A 22,263-nucleotide genomic window follows, 5' to 3' on the forward strand; every position below is an offset into this window, starting at 1 on the left:
ACTTTTAGTTAGCTTTTGCTGATTTTGGGTCAAATTTAGGCTCCAAAACTTAACTTTTTCGAAGTGTTCCTGTGATCGCTCCTGCCAGGTATCGCCAGCAGATTTCTTCTCATGAGACAGCAAATAAAGTTCCTCTTAGCGGCTAACGGAAATCATCGAGGCGCTGAACGATATTTTCGGTGCTGAGGTGAGCGATAAAGATCAGCTGCAGTTCCTCACCGGCATCGCCAATCGCATCAGCCGTCAGGAAGATGTGATGGCCCAGGTGAACAACCACTCGGTCGAACAGGTGATGCATGGTCTGTTTCCCAAGCGGGTTCTCGACACCGTGCTCGATGCCATGACCGACAATGAAAAGATGTCGCTGGAAGTGCTGGATAACGAGACCAAGAGCCGCGCGTTTGCCCTGGTGATTTTGAAGATGCTGACGCAGCAGGCTGGGCTGGGACAAGGTAATAGCGGTGCGGCTGTCTGACCGCATTACGTGCTCGGGTTAGATTTCAGACGGCTTTGGCAGAAGGCTTGGAGGGTCGCAGGCGAGTTCGCCTGCGATGCTGTAGAGCTTCTCGACGGTGATGTTGACTTCGCCGCGCTCGATCCGTCCTACGTAGCTGCGGTCAATGCTGCACGCCAGCGCCAATGCATCCTGGGATATCCGGCAGGCCTTCCTCTGCACCCGGATGCGTTCCCCTAACGCTTTCGCCAACTTATCCATGACCGTCTCAATTCAACTTGAGGCGGCACTATCGTGCGTTTGCGGATGCACAGACCACGGATTATAATCCGCATTTCTCGCGCTAACTCTTCTGGTGCCTCAATGAAATCGGCATCGTTTATCTTCGACAGGCGTCTGTATGAGCTGCTTCAGGAGCCAGGGCGTACAACGTTTACGACCCGTGAATTGCGCGATGCCTATGCCGCTCGCCTGAGTGGCACACATTTCCGTATCGCCGATGTGCGTCGCTATGTGTATGAGCAGATTCGTCGATTAGTGCGCGCGGGCTGGGTTCTGCCGGACGAGGATCGTCGTATTCGAGGGCAGGTCTACCACCTGCAGCCGATTCCGACGCATCTGCAACTTGAGCTGATCGACAACGGTTTTGAGGACAGCCTTATGGCTGCCGGAGTGCCCGCACCAGGCACGGCAGTACACGACGTGGAAGCTTTGCCGCTTAAGTCGTCAGCCAATACGGATTTGCAGTTGGAGGCGCTCCACAAGGAAATCCGCTTGGACTTTCTCACTTCAATGGGCGAGGCAGAGCGATTCAAACTGCTTCTGGACGAGATGGCGCATTTACGGGACAAGGTTGAAGGTGTAGTGGTCAACCCATCCCGGACAGTGGGTTAAGTTTCTCTTCGGCCACCGCAGGTGGTAGTCCACCGTTGAATTGATGCGGTCTGATCCAGTTGTAGCGGTGCATCAGGTAGTGGCTGATGTCCCGCTGAGCTTCCTGTGCTGTCAGGTAGCCAGTTGCCGGAATCCATTCTGACTTCAAGCTGCGAAACAGGCGCTCCATCGGCGAATTGTCCCAGCAGTTTCCTCGGCGGCTCATGCTCTGCTGCATCCGGTAGCGCCATAGCCGCTGCCGGAACAAGCGGCTGGCGTACTGGCTGCCCTGATCCGAATGGAACAGCACCTGCTGTGGCCTGCCGCGCTGCTCGTAGGCCATATCGAGGGCTTTGATTACCAGCTCGGCATCCGGTTTGGCGGAGAACGCCCAGCCAACCACCCGACGCGTGTGCAGATCCAGCACTGTGGCCAGGTAATGCCAACGACCTTGCGCCCAGACGTAGGTGATGTCGCCGCACCACACTTGGTTCGGGTTCTGGACAGCGAAATCGCGGTTCAGTCGATTCGGGATATCCGGGCGCTCAACCGTGGCCTGCTTGTAGGCGTGCGAGCCCGGCTGCTTGCTGACCAGCCCCAACTCACGCATCAGTCGACGCACACGGAAACGGCCAATCGTCACGCCGTCCCCGCGCAGCATACCCAGGATGCTTCGGCTGCCAGCCGAGCCTCGGCTTTGGCTAAACAACTCGTTGACCCGACTACGTAGCGCGACGCGACGAACATCGACACGGCGACGTCGAAGGCGATGGGCGTAGTAGCAAGACCGCGCCACATCGAAGGCTGAACAGACCACTTCTACCGGCTCCTGCTCACTCAACTGGTCTATCAGCGCGTACGATCGAGTTCGTCCGACATCAAGAGAGCGGTAGCCTTTTTTAATATCGCTTTCTCCCGCTCCAGCCGATTGATCCTGGCCTCTAGCTCCTGGATCTTCTGTTGCTCGGGTGTCAGCGCTTTGCTCTTTGGGGTAACGCCCTGGCGCTCGTCTTGGAGTTGTTTCACCCAGCGGCGTAATGCCGAGTCCACGACGCCCAGCGAACGGCAGGCCTCAATATGGCTGTAGCCCTGATCTATCACCAAGGCAGCTGCCCCTCGTTTGAACTCGGCGGAAAACGTACGTCGTTGCTTGCTCATCGAACACCTCTTAAGGGCGAGGATTTTCGCCTAAATCGGTGTCCGGGATCAGTAGACCACTACAAGGTGATTACCTTGAAGCAAGGGATCGCAGTTCTCGCCTCTTGGGGCATCTGCGCGCCATCGAAAAGACCCTCAAAACGCTCGCTGCACCACGATGAGCAGCTCGCTACGGAGCTGGCAGAACAGCTGCATCACCAGGGCGTTGGAGCACTTCACCGTCACGCCGCACTTCTTCTGCCAGGCAACGCCGGGAGCCGGAAAGACGCGCATGGCTGCAGAACTGGCCAGCCGACTGCTTGAGCAGGACAGAATCGATTTGGTGCTGTGCTTTGCGCCGTCCTGCCAGGTCGTGGAGGGTTTTCGTTCGACCTTTGCGGCTGTGCTAGGCAGGCGTCTCGACGGCCAGATAGGTGCCGTGGGCGCGGCTTATACCTATCAGGCTATGGAATACCGTGATGAGGGATTCTGGCAGCTTCTTGATGACTACCGGGTGTTCGTGGTCTTCGATGAGATCCACCATTGCGCCGGCCACGATCCGCTGCTCAGCAATGCCTGGGGGCAGCAGATACTGCATCGGATACAGGATCGGGCTGCCTTCACGTTGGCCCTGTCTGGCACGCCCTGGCGTTCGGACGACAAGGCCATCGCATTGGCTCGCTACTCTTCGCCCGAGGGGCATTTGATCTGTGATTACCGTTATGGCTTGAAAGATGCCGTTGCCGACGGCGTGTGCCGATCACCTCGCATTGTGTTGCTCGACAATCAGAAGGTGAAACTTACGGAAGAGCTTGGTGCGGATAGCTCTGTCAGGCTGTTTCCCAGCATCGCCAAGCTTTTGGGGGAGTCACCTGTCACCTATGAGGAACTGCTGCGTCATGACGAGGTGATCAATCCAATCCTCGATCTTGGCTGCAGCAAGCTGAACGAGCTACGCCAGATTAAACCTGATGCCGCTGGTTTGGTGGTGGCCACAGACATCGAACACGCCCAGCAAGTTGCACTGGCTCTGGAAACTATGGGTGAAGAGTGCCGCATCGTGACCAACAAAACCCCGGATGCGCAGCAGGTTATCAATGCATTCCGGAGCAGCGCCTGCCGCTGGATTGTAGCCGTCGGAATGATCAGCGAAGGCACTGACATTCCCCGCCTGCAAGTGTGCTGCTATCTCAGCCGTATCCGCACCGAGCTGCATTACCGGCAAGTGCTGGGGCGGGTACTGCGACGCACAGGTAAGTTGGATGGCCAAGCATGGCTATTTATGCTGGCGGAGCCGACGCTTCAGGGATTTGCGGAGCGGATTGCGGATGACCTGCCGGATGACTTGGCTGTTTTGAGGGATGTGCAGATACCTAGTTTCACTCCAGACTCTAGGCCTGAACCAATGGGGGCTTTAGGGCATGTCGAAGATATCGACAGTGCTGGGTTGGGTAGCGCGGAACCGAGCATTGGGTCGCAGGCTTCGAACATCGTTTCGCTGGGTGGCTTTGCAATTGAGCCCGCTTACCAGGTCAGCTTTTCCCAGCATTACCGGCAACAGCTACTGGCTTGTTTTTGATGCTCAGCCAGTCGAGGCTGATCAAATGATACCGGTTGCGTGACTCCATCACCTGCCGGTGCCGCGTGGAACGTAATCATGAGGTGCGTATGGAGATTAAGTCGCAGGCATTGGTTGATGTCGTTGAGGATGTGATCTGCGACGTGTGCCTATCTGGAACGCTTACCCCCGGCTATGGCCTCCAATACGGCAAGCTTGAAGCCCAATGGGGATATGGATCACAGCATGACGGAGAGCACTATCGGGTGCATCTCTGCGAGCCCTGCTTCTTCGGGGTACTGAGTGGATTGCGTCGGGAGCGTATGGTCAATGGCATGTTCGATGATGAGCAGCCATTTGCTTCTGAAGATTTTGGTCTGGTCAGCAAAGACAACTACTGGGGAAAGAACCCATTGTTGGGTTGAAAATCCACCAGCCACCACGTCGAATCGCGGACCGGTTAGGGGTAAGCGCGCGGCTTGCCCGACTGGTCTCGTAGACTGGAATAACTGAATCAGGAGGAGGTAGCCACATTGACCCTGCCACATGAAAGAACCCGGAGTGTCATCAAGACCGAAGCCTTTCTTCGCGAGCTCTCTCGTAACACCGAGCTACCTGATGACATTCGTAGCTATGCGAAAAGCTTACTTAGGCACTACCCGTCCGCCGATCAGATTTTCTCGCTGGGGCGCCTCGAAGAGTGCCTGGTAAATGATGCGAAAGATGATGAATATTGGCGAAGGGTGATTGCGTTCCATCAGCCGCTCTTCAGCTCGTCGTTTGACTTCACGCTCTAGGCGTGAACGCTGCGATGCTCAGCACTGATCAAGCCCAGTCGGTATCCGTCCGTATTGCGCAACGGGTCAAGCGCCTACCTAAAGGGCAGCCTTTCAGCATCAGCCGTTTCAGAGGGTTTGGAACGAAAAACGCCGTATCCAAAGCAATAGCTCGACTGGTCAACCGAGGCGAGCTCGAACGGGTGTATCGCGGGATTTATATGCGCCCGAAACCTGGACGTTACGTTGCCAGGGCTCGTCCCAATCCCTGGAAATTGCTTAGCCTGATTACCAGGCAGAAGCGCTTGTCTCTTCAAATCCATGGCGCCAATGCAGTCAGGAAGTTTGGGCTCAGCACCCAGATGCCGCTCATCCCAATCTATTACACCAACGGAGCCAGCCGTTCAATATTCATAGGGAAAGCGGAGATCCGGCTGATACATGCGGCCCCTATGGTCATGCAGCATTCAGGGACTGAGGTGGGGGTGGCTATAAGTGCTCTGTATTATCTCGGTAAAGGCGGCTCAACTCCGGAATGCATTACAGCGATCAAAAAAGGACTCAGACGTGAAGACTTAGTCAAATTGCTGGCCCGCAAACTGCCGAAATGGATGCGCACGGCGTTGGAAGCGAAATAGCGAAATCGCTACATTGCGAGCCGCAGGGTAGGGCTGTAAGAATCAATGATCATAAGCGGCTGGCGACAGATATTTTGATCACCGATCACCGATCACCGATCACCGATCACCGATCACCGATCACCGATCACCGATCACCGATCATTTTATGATCAACCTCGGCGTCTCCTAACGAATTCTGAGCACTCCAGCCCGGCCATGCTCCTGGGATTTCGCCAAGCAACGCGCACGTTGAATTTCAGCTGAGGTTTTTACACAGCCTGGGCCGGAAGCTGCCTCTGTGGAGTTCAGCTTTCGGCCAGGAGCTGCCTGTCATACCCTTGTTGATCTAGCCAAACCTGCTCACGCGAAGCCTTCTTTGAACCGAGTGGGCATTGGAAGTAGCACGTGATATGGAAAACGAGCGCCCACCGATGCAAACAACCACAAGTGCGCATCGGCCAGTAATTTCAGTAACTGTGAGGCTTCATAGGATGGAAGAATTGGCTCACCTGCAGCTGGCGCTGCATACGCTTACCGCTGGCACGCTGATGCCCATTCGAGAGGCCAGGCGGCAGAATAAGAACTTCAGATTCTCGAACTTTATCCTAGCTCGTGTTCGTACGTATAACATCATCACAACGGTTGGCTGAAGCAGTCGAGGAGCGCCGGATCACGGCGCTCCGTAAACACTCTCAAAATTTAATGGCGTAACTCAGCATCACGCGATTTTCATCTGCTCCCCGCGCGTAGGTCGAACGGTTAGTCGCGTTTCTCCAGCGCATGCTGACATCCTTTAGCGGTCCGCTCTGGACTACATATGTAATGTCTGTGGTGCGCTCCCATTCACGACCTTCCTCACCGGCTGCACGCAGGGCAGCGGCCTCAGGTGTCGCGATATTTTCGGGGTCGACGTTATCGCCCTTGACGTAACGCAGCGTGAACGTAAGACCAGGAATGCCAACCGCCGCGAAGTTGTAGTCGTAACGGGCGTGCCAGGCGCGCTCGTTTTGCAGGGCGAAGGTACTGACTTGTTGTTCACTAAACAGGTAGGTATCGCTTCCACCAACGTAGGCATAGGCGGTATCCCCTGAGACTTTCTGGTAGCCACCGCTGATGCGGTGCCCGCCAAGCGAATAGCCCACCAGGCTGCTGATCACCCGGTTATCTACTTCGCCGATCCGTTCGGCTCCGGCTTCTTCGGCTGTGAAGTAACGGAGCTCGGTAAAGACGGCCGAGTCCTCGCTAAGCGGTACCGCATACTTGAAGCCCATAAACGTGCGCTGGTAGAAGTCTTCCAGCTCACTGGCATGCAGGCTGAGCTGCATCTTGGCCATCGGTTCAAAGTCGACGCCGCCATAAGTGTAGCTGTCGCTGGTAGCAGAGCCGGAATAGGCCCCGATCTGCGACATGGTCGTGAGGTCTTCGGAATTGGTCGAGTCGCGCTGTTTTACCTCGCCTACCTGACCCAGATGGAAGGTGAATTTGTCCAGATCGCGCGACGTCAGCTGCGCGCCTGTCCAGATTTGCGGGAACAACCGGCTGCTATTGGAAGCTAGCAACGGAAGCGAGGGGCTAAGACCGCCAACAAACAGCTCAGTCTCCCCAATGCGTGCCTTGGCGGTCAGCGACAGTTTGGAGTATTCGTCTTCGGCACGGCCGTCGCCGCCTCTCGGCAGAAGACCAGTACCGGTGCGGTCGGGGCTCGAATCGAGCTTGACGCCGAGCATGCCCATGGCATCGACGCCGAAGCCGACTGTGCCCTCGGTATAGCCGGATTGGAGGTTGAGAATGAAACCCTGAGCCCATTCCTCACGCTTGCTCTGGCCCACGCCGTCGCGAAAATCTCGACTGAAATAGTAGTTCTGGGTGGACAGGCTGCCCTTCGCATCACCGACGAAGTCGGCAAAGGCAGGCGGCATGAACACCACGGATGAGGCCAGCAAAATACCAGTAATTGGTAAAAACGCTTTTGTTGTCATTGTCATGCAACCCTTTTTTATTGTTGGTAGCCCACTCGGGGACGCGGCTGCCCGCCTTCATAGTCCCGAAAGCAGGCGTATATATCTGAGAAGCCAAACAAACGAGCTGTCGAACCCAGTCTTATTCGGACACTGCGCTCACAACTGCAACGGATTGAAAGGAAGCTAGGTCTGCCTCAGCTATTGCAATCAAACAGCTGGAGCTGACGGTCGATAACATCGACCCATATGCAGAAAACCATGCCACCAGTTAACTGGTTAGTTAGATACTCCTAAAACCAGGTCGGGCAGACCGGTGGAAAGAACTGGAATGAAAGTAAGTAAGCCAAGGACTACCAAACCTGTCAGAAAGAAAACAAATACCCCGCGGGTGCCTTCTTCAATACTGACGCCACCAATTTTTGAGGCCAGCGCTAAAACTATTCCAATCGGGGGCGTAATCAAACCCAGACAGAGGTTGACCGTAACAATCACGCCGAAGTGCACCGGATCGATTCCCAGCGTCATGGCGACCGGGAACAGTACGGGCAACAACATAACCTTCGCCGCATTAACCTCCATAAATGTGCCAACAAACAGGAGGATCACATTCAGCACCAAGAGGAACAGCAACGGTGAATGAATGGTTCTTCCGATCCAGTCGGCCATTAGCGTTGGCGCCTGGCTGTAAGAAAGGAGCCAGGCGAACAGCGAGGCCGCCGCCAAAATTACCATCACCGATGCGGTCATTCTTACGCTGCTGCGTACCGCCGCAACTAATGATGAAAATGTTAACTCACGGTATATCAACGTACTTACCAATAGCGCATAGAGCACCGCCAGTACGGAAGCCTCGGTAACCGTAAATATGCCGAGACGGATGCCTGCAAGAATCAAGACAGGCATCATCAATGCTGGAAGTGCTTTGATCAGGTAATTAAATACTTGGCGCATAGGAACAGCTGAAGCCGTCGGATAGCATCGCCGCCTAGCTATAACATATGCTGTGATCATCAACGCCAGCGCCCACAAAAGCCCGGGAACCACGCCGGCCACAAACATCCGAACCACGGATTGGTCAGTAATATATGCGTACACAATCCAAGCGATCGAGGGGGGGATGAGTGGGGAAATAGGCGAAGAAGCAGCTGTAATACCTATCGAGAATTTCAGGTCATAACCGGATTTGACCATCGCCGGAATGTATGTCCGTCCCATTGCGCTTGTATCAGCCACGGCTGAACCAGATACGCCACCGAACAGAAGCGAAGAAAAAACGTTACTGATCGCAAGCCCTCCGGTAAAACGGCCCACGAGAGCATTCGCCAGATCTATCAGACGTTGGCTTATACCGCCCGCCACCATAAGCGAACCGGCCAGCAAAAAGAACGGGATGGCCATAAGCGAAAAACTGTCCATACCGGCAAAGATTCGCTGAGGGATAATCACGGGATTGATGCCTTCGAAAAGGACAACAGCAGAGCAACTTAAAATGATTGCGTAAGCGACAGGCAAACCTATGGCAACCAGCACTACCAACGCCAGCGTCAGAAGAAGGAGAATAATTTCAATGTCCATACCGTGGCCCCTTCACAGTCACACGATGTTTAACGCACTCCTCGTTTCGCGCTAATAGCAGCACTATCGCTATGATCACGGCGCCTGCAGGAATAGCTAAATATGGATAGCTCATGGGAACGCCTAGTCCAGAAGAGCTTGTTCTTCCACCAATTTCCACGAGGGTCGCTCCGTGATAGCCCAGCAATGCGCACATCAATAACGTGAACATGTCCCGTACAAAAAGGCACACCGACAAAAGACGTGGTGGCAAACGATCTATCACATAGTCAACGGTAATGTGCCCTCCTTTCTCCTTCATCAGGGAAGCAGAACCGAGCATCGTTAGCCAAACTAAGAGATAGCGGGACAGTTCAGCAGACCAGAAGTTGGGAGCATTCAATATGTACCGAGCGAAGACTTGGTAGCCTGTCGCGACGAGCATCACAAGCAGTAATGCCATACATAAATAATCCAGCAGGCCGACCAGCCGGTCCGCGAACGAATTTACCTTATTCATTGTTCTTCTCCGGAACGATGGAGGAACGGCAGGGCATACTTCGCACCGCCGTGGTTGAATGCCTCACTCAGCTGCGGAGATTCGTTCGACCCATGGTGCAAGATCAGGAAATTGATTCTTTAGAGGTTCCAACTTGGCCCGGAAAGCGGCGAGGTTTGGACGAATAACTTTCACACCCTTCTCAACCAACGTCTTTTCATAAGAGTCGGCTTCACGCAGTGCTTCCTCGCTGCCCCAAGACATAGCTTTCTCCCCTTCCTCGGTCAGGATCTTCTGCAGCTCGGGCGAAAAAGTTTCGAAACGCTTGCTATCGAATATGAAGGTATAAGCGCTATAAACGTGCCCGGTCATCACCAGATAGTCCGCCGCTTCGTAATAACGCGAGCGTATATGCGCTTCAAGCGGGTTCTCTACGGCGTCGATAATGCCTTGCTGAAGTCCTGTATAAACTTCGCTGGAGCCCATCGGTACCGGACTGGCACCTAACATGCTCCAGGTCTTGCGATAAATTTCGATTTCTGGCACACGAATCTTCAGGCCCGACAGATCATCAACCGATTCGATAGGACGCTTGGAAGCCAGCTCTCGCGCTCCACGAAATCCCGCGCCGACCAGTTGAAAGCCTGTCGCCGAGCGGAGGTCCGAGTACAAATCTTCGCCGACCGGCCCGTTCATGACCCGCTGAAAATGCCCAGCATCCTTGAACAAGTAAGGATAGGATTCGATTGCGGCCAGCGGTGAATATGGGTCCAGTGAGGCAATTACCGTCTGGACAATGTCGTTTGTGCCGAACTGCAGGGCCTCGAGACTTTCTCGAACACTGCCGGTGGTACCGGAATGCGAAATGACAATGCGCACTTTCCCTTCAGTTCGCTCATTTACCGTTTTGGCAAATTTATCGGCTACCTTGTACCAAAGGGTATTGGTTGATTCGATCGTAGCAAGCTGTAGCGTTTGCTTTTCGATGGCATAGGAAGCTTGCGCCGCCACCAGTAAGACGGCCGCCGAGAGCGCAGTATGCAGGGAAAGGCGGGGCTTGAGAGTCCGCAGAATCGCATTCATGTCGTCACCATTTTTATATTTGGAATCAGGCTTAGCTGGTACCGGACACAACGGCCGTGCGGCCTCAGGTACAGCTCCATAGTAAAAAACGTCTTCAGGCTGGGAAAAGTGAGGATATTTGACCCTTGCCATCGTCAAAATTGACCTCAATGGTCGGCCGGTCGACTCAAGCGTCAGCCGCCGGACATTAGGTTTCGGCCGAACTTAGGCCTCGAGTTCGGACTGGCTGATTAGGACCCCATCAGCATCGGCATAGAGCCATTCGCCTGGCTGAGCAGAACAGCCGTTGATATTCAACTCAATATTAGAAGCGCCACCTCTATCGTTTCGCGAGCGTACCGGCCAAGTTCCGCCTGCTCTAAGGCCAATGGATACGGTCCCTAATTCATGCACATCGCGAACGTTGCCGTGAACTACGACACCCATCCAACCGTTACGCTGCGCCAACTGGGCAAGATTTCCTCCTAGCAGGGCCTCAGGGTGACCGTCAGAGTCGATAAGCAGCACTCGGCCGCGCCCCGGTTCAGCAAGCATTTCTCGAATCTCACCATTGCACCCATGTGCGCGGAGAGTGGCCAAAGGACCAGAGAAACACTCTGGGCCTCCGAAACTCAGCCAGCAGCCTGGCAAAACTCGGAGCGTGCCCTCGGATAGATGCGTTTCATGGCTGTCGCAAATATCTGCAGTACGAACCACCATCAGAGCGCCTCCGTGCCAACGCTCGCGCGCAAGTCATCGAAACTGGCCAATCTGCCAAGCAACGCGCTCGAAGCTACAGTATATGGGCTTGCGAGCCAGACCTGACCCGGTCCGGATCGCCCCGGGAAGTTGCGATTAATGGCGCTGACGGTGACCTCATCGGCGCGTGTCGACGAACCGGGACCACAATTCGCGCAAGCGCCACATCCTGGCATGATTAGCTCCACACCCAACCTTTCGAAAGTCTCTAGGTAGCCACGATCAACGCAGTAATCACGAACTGCAAGCGTTCCGAACTGCAGATAAAGGCGGGTATTGCCGGCTAGTCGCAAACCGTTCCGCAGCCCCCAGGCGAGCACCTCATGGTAACAGTCGAAATCCTCACGCTTGCCCGCAGTACAAGAGCCGCCGTAAGCGATATCCACTGGCACCTTCTCGCTCAGCTCGCTCAGGGCTATGCCGTTGCCGGGATCACCGGGCGCAGCCACCATTGGCGAGAGCCGGTTGCAGTCGATAACGATGCGTTCTTTGTAATCGGCCTCCGCATCGCTGTACATCCAGCCCTCCAGCGCGACGGTGACACCGCGTCGCTCCCGCAGGAAATCTACGGTCTTTTGATCGGGTTCGACGATCCCGGTAAATCCGCCGAGCTCAGCTACCATGTTGGTAAGCGTGGCCCGCTCATCGATGGACATCTCTCGCACAGCTTGTCCGGCGTACTCGAAAACCGCACCAAGCGCATGCCCCTGGCGAATCGGTTCGGTGCGAAGCAGCTCAAGAACAATGTCCTTCGCGGTGACCCCGAACGGTAGATGGCCCTCCAGCTCAACCCTGATAGTCTCTGGCATCCGGCAGCGTATGAAGCCAGTCGCCCAGCTGTTTGCTATGTCAGTTGCGCCCGCGCCAAAAGCCAAACAGCCCAAGGCGCCGGAATGTGGTGTATGCGAATCCGTACCCACAACGACTTGTCCAGGTAGCGCGTACTGCTCGGTTATCAGAGCATGGCAGATGCCTTCTGATCCGCTCTGGCCTTTGAGAGCGCCATGAGACAGGACCGGATACCGTCTGACGAAATCATCGTGCGCTGATGCAAGCCCCCCCACAGCTGCAAGCAGGTTGTCACGGACGTGCGGATAGCTCTGTTCGGCAAGAATCAGGTGATCCTGAAAAGCGATAATCTCGTGAGGCCGGGCAAGCTCGACGCTCGGGCCAAAGGCTTCGTGCATGAAGTGGGCGCACATGCCCGTGAAGTAATCATGACTGAAGCGCCAGTCGGCTGAGAGGAATAGTCCACCGCCGCCGGGGCCCGTATCGGGGCCTGCCACACGGCGGCGCTCTATGATCTTTTCGACGAGAGTCTGCGGACGTTTGCGCTGCAGCGGATTGAATATTTTCTGCGGCTGACGCGGCAGGCTCTGCTTGCTATATGCCAGCAGGCCGCCGGCCCGGATGACGCCTTGCGTTACATCATCACGACCAACCAGAAACTCTTCTAACTCGATCGACTCGCCTGCGCGAATTCGCTCAATCAGAGAAAAATCTGTCGAGGTATAGATGCCAATGTTGTCGCAATTTTGCCGATATATTCTTTCGAAACTCTCTGCAATGATCAGACGGATTCCTGCGGACTTCTCCGCGAGAGGACTGGACTCACGAGACGAGCCTTTTCCATAGCGCTTGCCAGCGACCGTGACCTGAAAGCCTCCATTCTTCACGGCGTTGTTGCCGATGGGGCGAGCCCCCTCGATCTCGAAGCCCACATAGGGGAACTCACCCATGCGCGCGTCATACGTCATCATCGTGACGACGGGTGTGATCTCATCGGTGGAAATGCTGTCTCGCAACGGCAACGCATTGGTGAGCTCGATGTCCTTCCCGTCAAGCTGCGCTTTCAGAGCGTCCAGCCTGCTTGATAAAAAAAGAATGCGGCCATTAAAGTTAATTTTTGTTGTACTCATAGAGATATCTCCTTTCTCCGCCGATGGTAGGAAACGAGAGACAGACTATGGAAGTGACCAATATTCAAGGGTGGCGTGACGAAAAATGAGCCTTCTACCAAATACCATTTGGCGCTTCGATCCGACGTCGCTCAAGCTGTTCATTGCCGCCTGTGAGGAAGGCAGCATCGCCCGCGCGGCGGAGCGGGAAAATATGGTTCCCTCGGCCGTCAGCAAGCGTATAGCGGAACTGGAAGATGCCGTTGGCGTGCCCCTTCTCTATCGTCACCAGAAAGGAATTGAGCCTACGCCTGCCGGCAACACCCTGCTGAATCATGCCCGGCATGTCTTGGATGAGCTTGCGATCATGGCCGCTGAGTTGTCGGGCTACACGAACGGTCAGCGCGGCCATCTGCGCATCAGCGCGAACCGCTCGAGCATCATCCAATTCCTTCCGCAGGACCTTAGTGGATACAGGCAGGACCACCCCGAAATAGCGATTGACTTGCAAGAGAAGACTAGCGAAGAGGCCATTGATGCAGTGCTCACTGGCCAAGCAGACATTGGGATAGGCGCTGAGCTTGGGTCAGCACACGACAAAGGTTTGCTTGTGCATCCTTATCACAAAGACCATCTGGTTCTGCTTGCCCCTCAGGGGCACGCATTAGCAAACCGTCGGGCTATCCGATTTACCGATACACTCGCATACGGGCATATCGCGCTGCACCGCGACAGCCCTCTTTATCGAACACTGGAGCAAGCCGCGCTTGCCGCACGCCAGCCGATCAACTACAGGGTTCACGTAACCAGTTTTGACGCTGTCTGCCGCATGGTGGAAGCTGACTTGGGCGTAGCTGTGATTCCTGCGAATGCCATCAGCCACACTATTGTCAACGAAGCTCACGGACTGGTAGGGATTCCACTATTGGATGGTTGGGCTAGCCGTCAATTCAATATTGTTAGTAGGCCAGAAGAGTTTTTGACTGCCATCAGCCTTAGTTTCATCGAATTTCTAACCACGCGTTCAAAAGCCTGCTGATGGCATCAGGGTGGTTCGGACTTTCAGAAGATCTTGCTTTGAAAACCAACCGAGCAAAATGTATCGCCAGTTTTCTTGCTGGATTAGGTACTGCTCGTGTAGATCAAAAACTGGCGGAACGCCTCGGCAGCTGGCTCGATCGGAGCATCGGGCGGCCAAATCAGCCCCAGCTCCATTACCGGCACGATATCGGAGATAGCGCGGATCTCAATCTTGCGCCCTTCCAGCGACCACGGCCTGTAAAGCATGTCCGAGAGAATGGTCACACCAAATCCGTGGGCTACAAGGCCACGCAGCGCTTCCATGGATGAAGTCTTGAACTCCACCTTTGGTGTCAGTCCAACGTTCTGCCAATAGCGCATGGATGAGGCCTCGCCCTCATCGACGGTAGGCATGATGTATGCGTGCGAAGCGATGTCTTGCAGGCTGACGCTTTCAACCGTTAAAAGGGGATGATCGCTCGAAAGCCAAAGCTGCCTGCGCGAGCGGATCAGAACATGGCGCTCAAAACGCCGTGTGCCATCAGAGTTTGAAAGAATACTAAGCCCAAGATCCAGCTCACCGCTTTCGACGCCCTCTTCGATGCTATCTCGCGGCATATCTACAAGGTCGATTTCGACCTGGGGATAGCTGCGTTTGAAGCGAGCCAAGAGATTCGGCAAAAAGTACCCAAGTACCGTATAGGTTGCGCCAACTCGGACACAGCCCTCGACGTTCTGGCTAAGGAAAGCAGGCTCGCTCAAGGCGTCTTGAAGCGTGTCGAGCACATGCCGCACGTGTTGGTAGAACTTATGCCCTTCGGCCGTGAGGTCGACTCCGTAGGGGTGGCGATCAAACAGCCTCACCTTAAGTTGACTTTCCAGCTGGGAGACCGCCGTGGTTATAGCCGACTGCGAAACATGGACATTTAGAGCGGCCTGCGAAAACTGACCCGCTTCGGCGGCCGCTGCGAAGTAGCGGAGCTGCCGCATTGAAACGTCTGCAATTGAAGACATTTGATTTTCAGATACCTGAATGCTGTTTTTATAAATTTACGATACCTATTGCCATTCCTAAACTCCAGCGCAAATACCAGCTTCGCCACTCCGCGCAAGCTTGGAGCTAAATAAGACTGGAGGTTAGGCATGAGCGCGTCCCCGTCCCTCGACGACAAGTACGTCGAGCACAGTGGCAAATCCCTGATGACAGGGGTCCAGGCGCTAGTACGCTTGCCCCTGATGCAGCGAGAGCGCGATCGCGCCAGCGGTCTGAACACTGCAGGTTTTATCTCCGGCTACCGCGGCTCGCCATTGGGCGCCTACGATCAGGCATTGTGGAAGGCTCGTGACCATCTGAAAGCTCAAGGTGTTCACTTTCAGCCTGGCATCAACGAGGATCTGGCTGCCACGTCGCTGTGGGGCACCCAGCAGGTCAACATGTTTGAAGGCGCCAAATACGACGGCGTGTTCGGCATTTGGTACGGAAAGGGTCCAGGAGTCGACCGTTGCGGAGATGTGTTCCGCCACGCCAATGCCGCAGGAACGTCCCGGTTCGGTGGTGTACTGGCCATCGCTGGCGACGACCATAGCGCGAGCTCGTCCTCACTGCCGCATCAGACCGAGCACATCTTCAAAGCCGTGATGATGCCGGTGCTGGCACCTTCTGGCGTACAGGAATACCTCGATTACGGCATGCACGGCTTCGCTATGTCGCGTTACTCGGGTTGCTGGGTGGCGCTGAAAGCTGTCGCCGACACGGTGGAAAGCGGTGCGGTCGTTGATCTTGATATCAACCGCGTACAGCCAATTCTTCCCGATTTCGAGTTACCCGACGATGGTGTAAACATCCGCTGGCCTGACCCACCGCTGGCGCAGGAGAAGCGCCTGCTGGAGTATAAGTTGTACGCCGCCCTCGCCTATGCGCGGGTCAATGGGATCAATCGCGTAACGCTGGATGCGCGCAACGCCCGGATCGGCATCATCACTTCCGGCAAGTCCTATCTAGATGTATGCCAAGCGCTCAAAATCCTTGGCATCGACGAAGCCATGGCCGATCAGATCGGTCTGCGCGTCTACAAGGTGGGCATGGTCTGGCCGCTCGAAGCGGAGGGCGTTCGGCAATTTGCCGAAGGGCTGGAAGAAATCATCGTGGTGGAAGAAAAGCGCCACATGATCGAGTACCAGCTCAAGGAAGAACTATACAACTGGCGCGAGGACGTACGGCCGCGCGTCGTCGGCAAGTTCGACGACAAGGGCGAATGGGCCATGCCGCACAAGGAATGGCTGTTGCCAGCCACCAAGGACCTTACCCCCGCTCAAATTGCGCGCGCCCTCGCCCGCCGTATTCTCAAGCGTTACCAAGGCGGTGAGCTGCAGGTACGCCTGGCGGTGCTGGAAGCCCAGCTGACCGGCAAGCAGCACTTGACCAACCTGATGGAGCGCGTCCCGCATTACTGTTCGGGCTGTCCGCATAACACGTCCACCAAAGTGCCGGAAGGCAGCCGTGCGCTGGCCGGCATCGGCTGCCATTACATGGCCGCCTGGATCTACCCGCGCACCGAAACCTTTAGCCAGATGGGTGGCGAAGGCGTGGCCTGGGTTGGACAGGCACCCTTCACGACGACCAAGCACGTGTTTGCCAACCTCGGTGACGGCACCTACTTCCACTCGGGCCTCCTGGCAATTCGCGCGGCCATAGCTGCGAACGTGCCGATCACCTACAAGATTCTGTACAACGATGCCGTCGCCATGACCGGTGGCCAGCCCGTCGACGGGGGGCTGAGCGTGCCGCAGATCTCTCGCCAGCTGGCTGCCGAGGGTGTGAAGCGAATCGTAGTTGTGGCGGAGGACGCTGACAAATACCGCGATGTGACCGACCTGGCTCCCGGCGTTGCGGTGAAGGGCCGCGAGCTGATGGAAGACGTTCAGAAGGAACTGCGCGAAATCCCAGGTGTGTCGGCGATTATTTATGACCAGACCTGCGCCGCCGAGAAGCGCCGCCGCCGTAAGCGCGGAAAGTTCGCCGACCCGGCTCGCCGCGTGGTGATCAACGAAGCCGTATGCGAAGGCTGTGGCGACTGCAGCAACAAATCCAACTGTATGTCAGTGGTGCCGGTAGAAACCGAGTTCGGCCGCAAGCGCGAGATCGATCAGTCCTCCTGCAATAAGGATTTCAGTTGCCTGAGTGGCTTCTGCCCCAGCTTCGTCACTGTCGAAGGTGGTCAGCTGCGCAAGCCACAAGCGTTAGCCGAAGACGCCTCCGACAGCTGGAACCTGCCAAGCCCTGCGCTGGCGTCGCTGGATCAGCCCTACAGCATCTTGTTGACCGGCGTCGGTGGTACTGGCGTGGTCACCATCGGCGCGCTGATCGGAACGGCGGCCTTTCTTGAGGGCAAGGGCGCCTTGAACCTGGATATGGCCGGCATGGCCCAGAAAGGCGGCGCGGTGTGGTCACATATCCGTATCGCTGCCAGTCAGGACATGCTCTATGCACCGCGGATCGCCGAGGGCGAAGCGGATCTGTTGATCGGCTGTGATCTGGTCGTGAGCGCGACTACCGAAACGCTGTCCAAGGTTCGCCAGGGCGTGACTAATGCCTTGGTCAATTGCGAAGAAAGCATTACGAGCAGCTTCATTCGGGCGTTCTCCGAACAGGCGCAGACCGGCAATCTGGAGCAGCACCCTGACCCGCAGTTCCGCAGCATGGAAATGATCAGGCAGATACGCGACGCGACCGGAGAGCTCACCGAATTCGTCAACGCGAGCGACATCGCCACTCAGCTGATGGGTGATTCAATCGCCACCAACACCTTCATGCTCGGTTACGCCTGGCAGAAAGGTTGGCTACCGGTTGGCGAAGCGGCACTGATGCAGGCCATCGAACTGAACGGCACGGCCGTGGCCTTCAATAAGGCCGCCTTCACCTGGGGGCGTCGTGCCGCCACCGACTTGGCGCGTGTTGAAGCCAAGCTGAAGGAAAACCAGGTAGTCGCGCCCGATCATCAGTTATCCGAGAGCCTGGGCGAGGCCATCACGCGTCGCGTGGCATTTCTTACCAACTACCAGAACAGTGCCTATGCCGAGCGGTATCGCGGTCTCGTGCATCGCTTCAGCGAGGCGGAACAGGCCATCGCAGGCGAAACCGGCCCGCTTACCGCCGCGGTTGTGCACAACTACTTCAAGGTACTAGCGATCAAGGACGAGTACGAAGTGGCGCGGCTATACACGAACGGGGACTTCCTGAAGAAGATCGAAACCACGTTCGAGGGCGACTACAAGCTGAACTTCCATTTGGCGCCGCCAGTAATGAACAACGCCAAACATGGTGGCGAACCCACCAAGCGCAGCTTTGGCCCGTGGATGCTTGGCGCGTTCAGGCTGCTGGCCAAGATGAAATTCATCCGCAACACATGGGTCGACCCCTTTGCCCGTACCCAGGAGCGCAAGGCGGAACTGGCCTGGCTTCGAGAGTACGAGCAAATACTCGACGAGGTCCTTTCAGAGCTCGACTCATCAAACCTCGCCGTTGCGACCGAGCTGGCCCAACTGCCAGACGCCGTGCGCGGTTATGGCCCGGTTAAGGAGCGCTACCTCGGCAATGCGGAAAAAAGGAAAGCGCGCCTTTTGGTGCAGCTACGCACGGGGGTACAGGCCCATGACGCCTCCCAACCTGTAACGGTCGAGCGAATCAAGGCGGTCCAGCTGTAACGTGGGTTCGCCTTCAGCGCCCGCTAGGCTGTACGCGCTGATCCAACCGACAACAACCGCACAGTCACGTTAACGTCAAGGAAAAGGGGCATGGCCGAGGTGAACAGTTGCAAGATTTCGGTCCTGGCCCGCGAACTGAAGCTTACGACTCGGGCCATCCGGTTCTACGAGCAAAAAGGTTTGCTCTTCCCTGAGCGCAGCGGCACTCAACGCATGTATTCGCCGCAGGACCGTGTTCGCCTGGAGCTGATCGTGCGCGGCAAGCGGCTCGGATTTTCATTATCCGAGTGCAGGGAGTTGATCGAGCTGTATGACCCATCGAGTGGTAACACGAAGCAATTGAACTGCCTGCTGGAAAGAATCGTTTACCGCCGACACCAGTTGAAACAGCAGCTGTTGGACATCGAACGAATCCAGTGGGAGCTGGACATGGCTGAGCATCGCTGCCGAGCAGCGCTGCAAGGTCGGCAAACACCATGAAACCAATAACAAGGGATATCGGATCATGAATGGCTTACCCGGACTTAACTTCTTTCTCGGCGAGGAAATAGACATGCTCCGCGACTCCGTTGCTGGCTTCGCGGCCAAGGAGATCGCGCCTCGCGCCGAGGAGGCCGACCGCACCGACCAATTCCCGATGGACCTTTGGCGGAAGTTTGGCGACATGGGCCTGCTCGGCCTGACCGTAGCGGAGGAATACGGCGGCTCGGGTATGGGTTATCTGGCGCACATGGTGGCCATGGAAGAGATATCACGTGCTGCCGGTGGCATCGGTCTTTCCTACGGTGCGCATTCGAATCTGTGCGTCAATCAGATCAACCGCAACGGTAGCGAGGAACAGAAAAGCCGTTTCCTGCCCAAGCTGGTTTCTGGCGAGCACATCGGCGCCCTCGCCATGAGCGAGCCAAATGCCGGCTCCGACGTGGTTTCGATGAAGCTGCGTGCCGAAAAGCGAGGCAGTAGCTACGTACTCAACGGCAACAAGATGTGGATCACCAACGGTCCCGACTGCCACACGCTGGTGGTTTACGCCAAGACCGATATCACTGCCGGCGCAAAAGGCATGACTGCGTTCATCGTGGATACCAACACCCCCGGCTTCTCGGTTGCACAGAAGCTGGACAAGCTCGGCATGCGGGGCTCGCACACCGGAGAGCTGGTGTTTGAGGATGTGGAAGTACCCGAGGAAAACGTGCTCGGGCAGGTAGGCGAAGGGGTCAAGGTGCTGATGAGCGGCTTGGACTACGAGCGTGCCGTCCTCAGCGGTGGGCCGCTGGGCTTGATGCAGGCAGCCATGGACGTGGTCGTTCCCTACATTCACGAGCGCAAGCAGTTTGGCCAGTCGATCGGTGAATTTCAGTTGATTCAGGGCAAGGTGGCGGACATGTACACCACCCTGCAAGCCTGCCGCGCCTACCTATACGCGGTGGGCAAGCACCTCGACGACCTGGGTACCGGTCACGTTCGCCAGGTCCGCAAGGACTGCGCAGGCGTCATCCTCTATGCCGCAGAGAAAGCCACCTGGCTCGCTGGCGAGGCGATCCAGATACTTGGCGGCAACGGTTACGTCAACGAATACCCCACCGGCCGACTTTGGCGCGACGCCAAACTTTACGAGATCGGCGCAGGTACAAGCGAGATCCGCCGAATGCTGATCGGCCGCGAGCTTTTCAACGAGACCAAATAACAAACGACGCTAGCGGCGAAACAAAGAAGGCTGGAAAGAAGACAGCCTCCCGACTCGCACAGCCAAAGCGCATTTTTTCGAGGGCTAGATATGGCCATCTTGCAAACCCAAGTAAATTCCCGCTCCCCTGAATTCGCTGCCAACTCTGCGGTGATGGGCGAGCAAGCGGAGCAGTTGCGCAACGTGCTCGGACGTATTCATGAGGGCGGCGGCGAAAAGGCACAGCTGCGCCATACCTCACGCGGCAAGTTGTTGCCGAGGTCTCGAGTCAACATGCTGCTGGATATGGGCTCCCCGTTTCTTGAGATTTCGCCGTTAGCTGCCTACGGGGTCTACGGTGAGGACGTACCCGCTGCGGGCGTGATTGCTGGCATTGGTCGAGTGGAAGGCGTCGAGTGCATGATCATCGCCAACGATGCCACAGTAAAAGGCGGAAGCTACTACCCGCTCACCGTGAAGAAACATCTGCGCGCACAAGCGATCGCTCAACAGAACCGCCTGCCATGCATCTACCTGGTCGACTCCGGCGGCGCCAATCTGCCGCGCCAGGACGAAGTGTTCCCGGACCGCGAGCACTTCGGTCGTATCTTCTTCAACCAGGCCAACATGAGCGCCATGGGCATTCCGCAACTGGCCGTGGTGATGGGCTCCTGCACCGCTGGCGGCGCTTATGTGCCGGCGATGGCCGATGAAACCATCATGGTCCGCAACCAGGCGACCATCTTCCTCGCCGGCCCGCCTCTGGTAAAAGCCGCCACCGGCGAGGTGGTAACCGCTGAGGACCTGGGCGGTGCGGACGTGCACTGCAAAACATCTGGTGTTGCCGATCATTACGCCGAGAACGATGAGCATGCATTAGCCATCGCACGCCGCTGCGTCGCTAACCTCAATTGGCGAAAGCTGGGTCAGCTAGAGGTCAGCGCTCCCCGCGCGCCGCGATATACCGCTGATGACTTGTACGGGATCATTCCGGCCGACCCCAAGCAGCCATTCGATGTCCGTGAAGTTATTGCCCGGTTGGTCGACGGCAGCGAGTTTGATGAATTCAAGGCCCTGTTCGGCACCACGCTCGTCTGTGGCTTTGCCACCGTGCATGGCTACCCGGTCGCGATCCTTGCGAACAACGGCATCCTCTTCGCCGAAGCTGCGCAGAAAGGCGCGCACTTTATCGAACTGGCTTGCCAGCGCGGCATTCCACTTCTGTTTCTCCAAAACATCACCGGCTTCATGGTTGGACAGAAGTACGAAACCGGCGGCATCGCGAAGCACGGCGCTAAGCTCGTCACTGCGGTCGCCTGTGCCCAAGTGCCGAAATTCACTGTGGTCATCGGTGGCAGCTTTGGCGCAGGCAACTACGGCATGTGCGGTCGCGCTTATGACCCGCGTTTCCTATGGATGTGGCCCAACGCCAAAATTGGCGTCATGGGAGCACAACAGGCTGCCGGAGTGCTGGTACAGGTCAAGCGCGAGCAGGCCGAACGATCTGGAGAGACCTTTTCTGCCGAAGACGAGCAACAGCTCAAGCAACCCATCGTTGAACAGTATGAACGCCAGGCGCATGCGTTCTATTCCAGCGCAAGGCTTTGGGACGATGGTGTGATTGATCCACGTGAAACCCGTGATGTATTGGGCCTCGCCCTTTCCGCTTCGCTCAACGCGCCCATTCAGCCGACCCGTTTCGGCGTGTTCAGGATGTAATGC

The 22,263-nt window shown here is 56.4% G+C and carries 19 protein-coding genes and 1 pseudogene; 11 read left to right on the top strand and 9 right to left on the bottom strand.

What is annotated here, in order from left to right; genetic code table 11:
- Window positions 1–139: 139 nt before the first annotated feature.
- Window positions 140–475 (top strand): annotated as a pseudogene (locus M1D78_RS10420) (type I restriction endonuclease subunit R); the annotation flags it as partial.
- An 18-nt stretch (window positions 476–493) separates the two neighbouring features.
- Here M1D78_RS10420 and M1D78_RS10425 read toward each other — a convergent pair.
- Window positions 494–715 (bottom strand): helix-turn-helix domain-containing protein, encoded by a 222-nt coding sequence (locus M1D78_RS10425; RefSeq protein ID WP_437419334.1) that lies wholly within the window; start codon window positions 713–715, stop codon window positions 494–496.
- Between the two features lie 102 nt (window positions 716–817).
- Here M1D78_RS10425 and M1D78_RS10430 point away from each other — a divergent pair, with 102 nt between their 5' ends.
- Window positions 818–1,348, top strand: a complete 531-nt coding sequence (locus M1D78_RS10430) for a hypothetical protein (RefSeq protein ID WP_437419333.1) — start codon at window positions 818–820, stop codon at window positions 1,346–1,348.
- Here M1D78_RS10430 and M1D78_RS10435 read toward each other — a convergent pair.
- Window positions 1,323–2,485 (bottom strand): IS3 family transposase gene (locus M1D78_RS10435; protein WP_437419332.1). Its coding sequence is split into 2 segments (ribosomal slippage): window positions 1,323–2,230 and window positions 2,230–2,485, totalling 1,164 coding nucleotides; the frame shifts between segments, so codons are not numbered across the junction. The genes M1D78_RS10430 and M1D78_RS10435 overlap by 26 nt on opposite strands.
- A 157-nt stretch (window positions 2,486–2,642) precedes the next feature.
- Between M1D78_RS10435 and M1D78_RS10440 the strand changes: the two genes are divergently transcribed.
- The 4 genes from M1D78_RS10440 (at window position 2,643) to M1D78_RS10455 (ending at window position 5,436) form a co-directional block, all read left to right on the top strand.
- Entirely contained in the window at window positions 2,643–4,043 is a 1,401-nt protein-coding gene (locus tag M1D78_RS10440; protein WP_437419331.1) for a DEAD/DEAH box helicase, read from the top strand.
- A gap of 89 nt (window positions 4,044–4,132) precedes the next feature.
- Window positions 4,133–4,447 carry a hypothetical protein gene (locus M1D78_RS10445; protein ID WP_437419330.1) on the top strand — a complete coding sequence of 105 codons (315 nt, stop codon included), beginning with the start codon at window positions 4,133–4,135 and terminating at the stop codon, window positions 4,445–4,447.
- 108 nt (window positions 4,448–4,555) lie between these two features.
- Complete coding sequence (locus M1D78_RS10450; protein ID WP_437419329.1) at window positions 4,556–4,819, top strand: BPSL0761 family protein; 264 nt, start codon at window positions 4,556–4,558, stop codon at window positions 4,817–4,819.
- A gap of 14 nt (window positions 4,820–4,833) precedes the next feature.
- Window positions 4,834–5,436, top strand: a complete 603-nt coding sequence (locus M1D78_RS10455) for a DUF6088 family protein (protein WP_437419328.1) — start codon at window positions 4,834–4,836, stop codon at window positions 5,434–5,436.
- 674 nt (window positions 5,437–6,110) lie between these two features.
- Here M1D78_RS10455 and M1D78_RS10460 read toward each other — a convergent pair.
- The 6 genes from M1D78_RS10460 to M1D78_RS10485 form a co-directional block, all read right to left on the bottom strand.
- Entirely contained in the window at window positions 6,111–7,397 is a 1,287-nt protein-coding gene (locus tag M1D78_RS10460; protein ID WP_437420349.1) for an OprD family porin, read from the bottom strand.
- A gap of 258 nt (window positions 7,398–7,655) precedes the next feature.
- The gene (locus tag M1D78_RS10465) at window positions 7,656–8,954 is read right to left on the bottom strand and encodes a TRAP transporter large permease (protein ID WP_437419327.1); all 1,299 of its coding nucleotides are present in this window, start codon (window positions 8,952–8,954) and stop codon (window positions 7,656–7,658) included.
- On the bottom strand, window positions 8,944–9,453 hold the full coding sequence (locus M1D78_RS10470; protein WP_437419326.1) for a TRAP transporter small permease: 510 nt from the start codon (window positions 9,451–9,453) through the stop codon (window positions 8,944–8,946). Before M1D78_RS10470 ends, M1D78_RS10465 begins: the two co-directional genes overlap by 11 nt.
- A gap of 63 nt (window positions 9,454–9,516) precedes the next feature.
- Window positions 9,517–10,515, bottom strand: a complete 999-nt coding sequence (locus tag M1D78_RS10475) for a TRAP transporter substrate-binding protein (RefSeq protein ID WP_437419325.1) — start codon at window positions 10,513–10,515, stop codon at window positions 9,517–9,519.
- 204 nt (window positions 10,516–10,719) lie between these two features.
- Window positions 10,720–11,214, bottom strand: a complete 495-nt coding sequence (gene rraA, locus M1D78_RS10480; protein WP_437419324.1) for a ribonuclease E activity regulator RraA — start codon at window positions 11,212–11,214, stop codon at window positions 10,720–10,722.
- The gene (locus tag M1D78_RS10485; protein ID WP_437419323.1) at window positions 11,214–13,172 is read right to left on the bottom strand and encodes an aconitase family protein; all 1,959 of its coding nucleotides are present in this window, start codon (window positions 13,170–13,172) and stop codon (window positions 11,214–11,216) included. The genes rraA and M1D78_RS10485 overlap by 1 nt, the downstream gene beginning before the upstream one ends.
- A gap of 85 nt (window positions 13,173–13,257) precedes the next feature.
- Between M1D78_RS10485 and M1D78_RS10490 the strand changes: the two genes are divergently transcribed.
- Window positions 13,258–14,190 (top strand): LysR family transcriptional regulator, encoded by a 933-nt coding sequence (locus M1D78_RS10490; RefSeq protein ID WP_437419322.1) that lies wholly within the window; start codon window positions 13,258–13,260, stop codon window positions 14,188–14,190.
- A gap of 83 nt (window positions 14,191–14,273) precedes the next feature.
- Here M1D78_RS10490 and M1D78_RS10495 read toward each other — a convergent pair whose 3' ends face one another.
- The gene (locus M1D78_RS10495) at window positions 14,274–15,185 is read right to left on the bottom strand and encodes a LysR family transcriptional regulator (RefSeq protein ID WP_437419321.1); all 912 of its coding nucleotides are present in this window, start codon (window positions 15,183–15,185) and stop codon (window positions 14,274–14,276) included.
- A 129-nt stretch (window positions 15,186–15,314) separates the two neighbouring features.
- Here M1D78_RS10495 and M1D78_RS10500 point away from each other — a divergent pair, with 129 nt between their 5' ends.
- The 4 genes from M1D78_RS10500 to M1D78_RS10515 all read left to right on the top strand — a co-directional run bounded on the left by M1D78_RS10500 (window position 15,315) and on the right by M1D78_RS10515 (window position 22,260).
- Window positions 15,315–18,875, top strand: coding sequence for an indolepyruvate ferredoxin oxidoreductase family protein (locus tag M1D78_RS10500; protein ID WP_437419320.1), 3,561 nt, complete (start codon window positions 15,315–15,317; stop codon window positions 18,873–18,875).
- Window positions 18,876–18,965: 90 nt separating this feature from the next.
- Window positions 18,966–19,355 (top strand): MerR family transcriptional regulator, encoded by a 390-nt coding sequence (locus M1D78_RS10505; RefSeq protein WP_437419319.1) that lies wholly within the window; start codon window positions 18,966–18,968, stop codon window positions 19,353–19,355.
- Between the two features lie 25 nt (window positions 19,356–19,380).
- Window positions 19,381–20,562, top strand: coding sequence for an isovaleryl-CoA dehydrogenase (locus M1D78_RS10510; RefSeq protein ID WP_437419318.1), 1,182 nt, complete (start codon window positions 19,381–19,383; stop codon window positions 20,560–20,562).
- 90 nt (window positions 20,563–20,652) lie between these two features.
- On the top strand, window positions 20,653–22,260 hold the full coding sequence (locus tag M1D78_RS10515; protein WP_437419317.1) for a carboxyl transferase domain-containing protein: 1,608 nt from the start codon (window positions 20,653–20,655) through the stop codon (window positions 22,258–22,260).
- Window positions 22,261–22,263: the final 3 nt, after the last annotated feature.

The organism is Pseudomonas sp. SA195 (assembly GCF_054131565.1).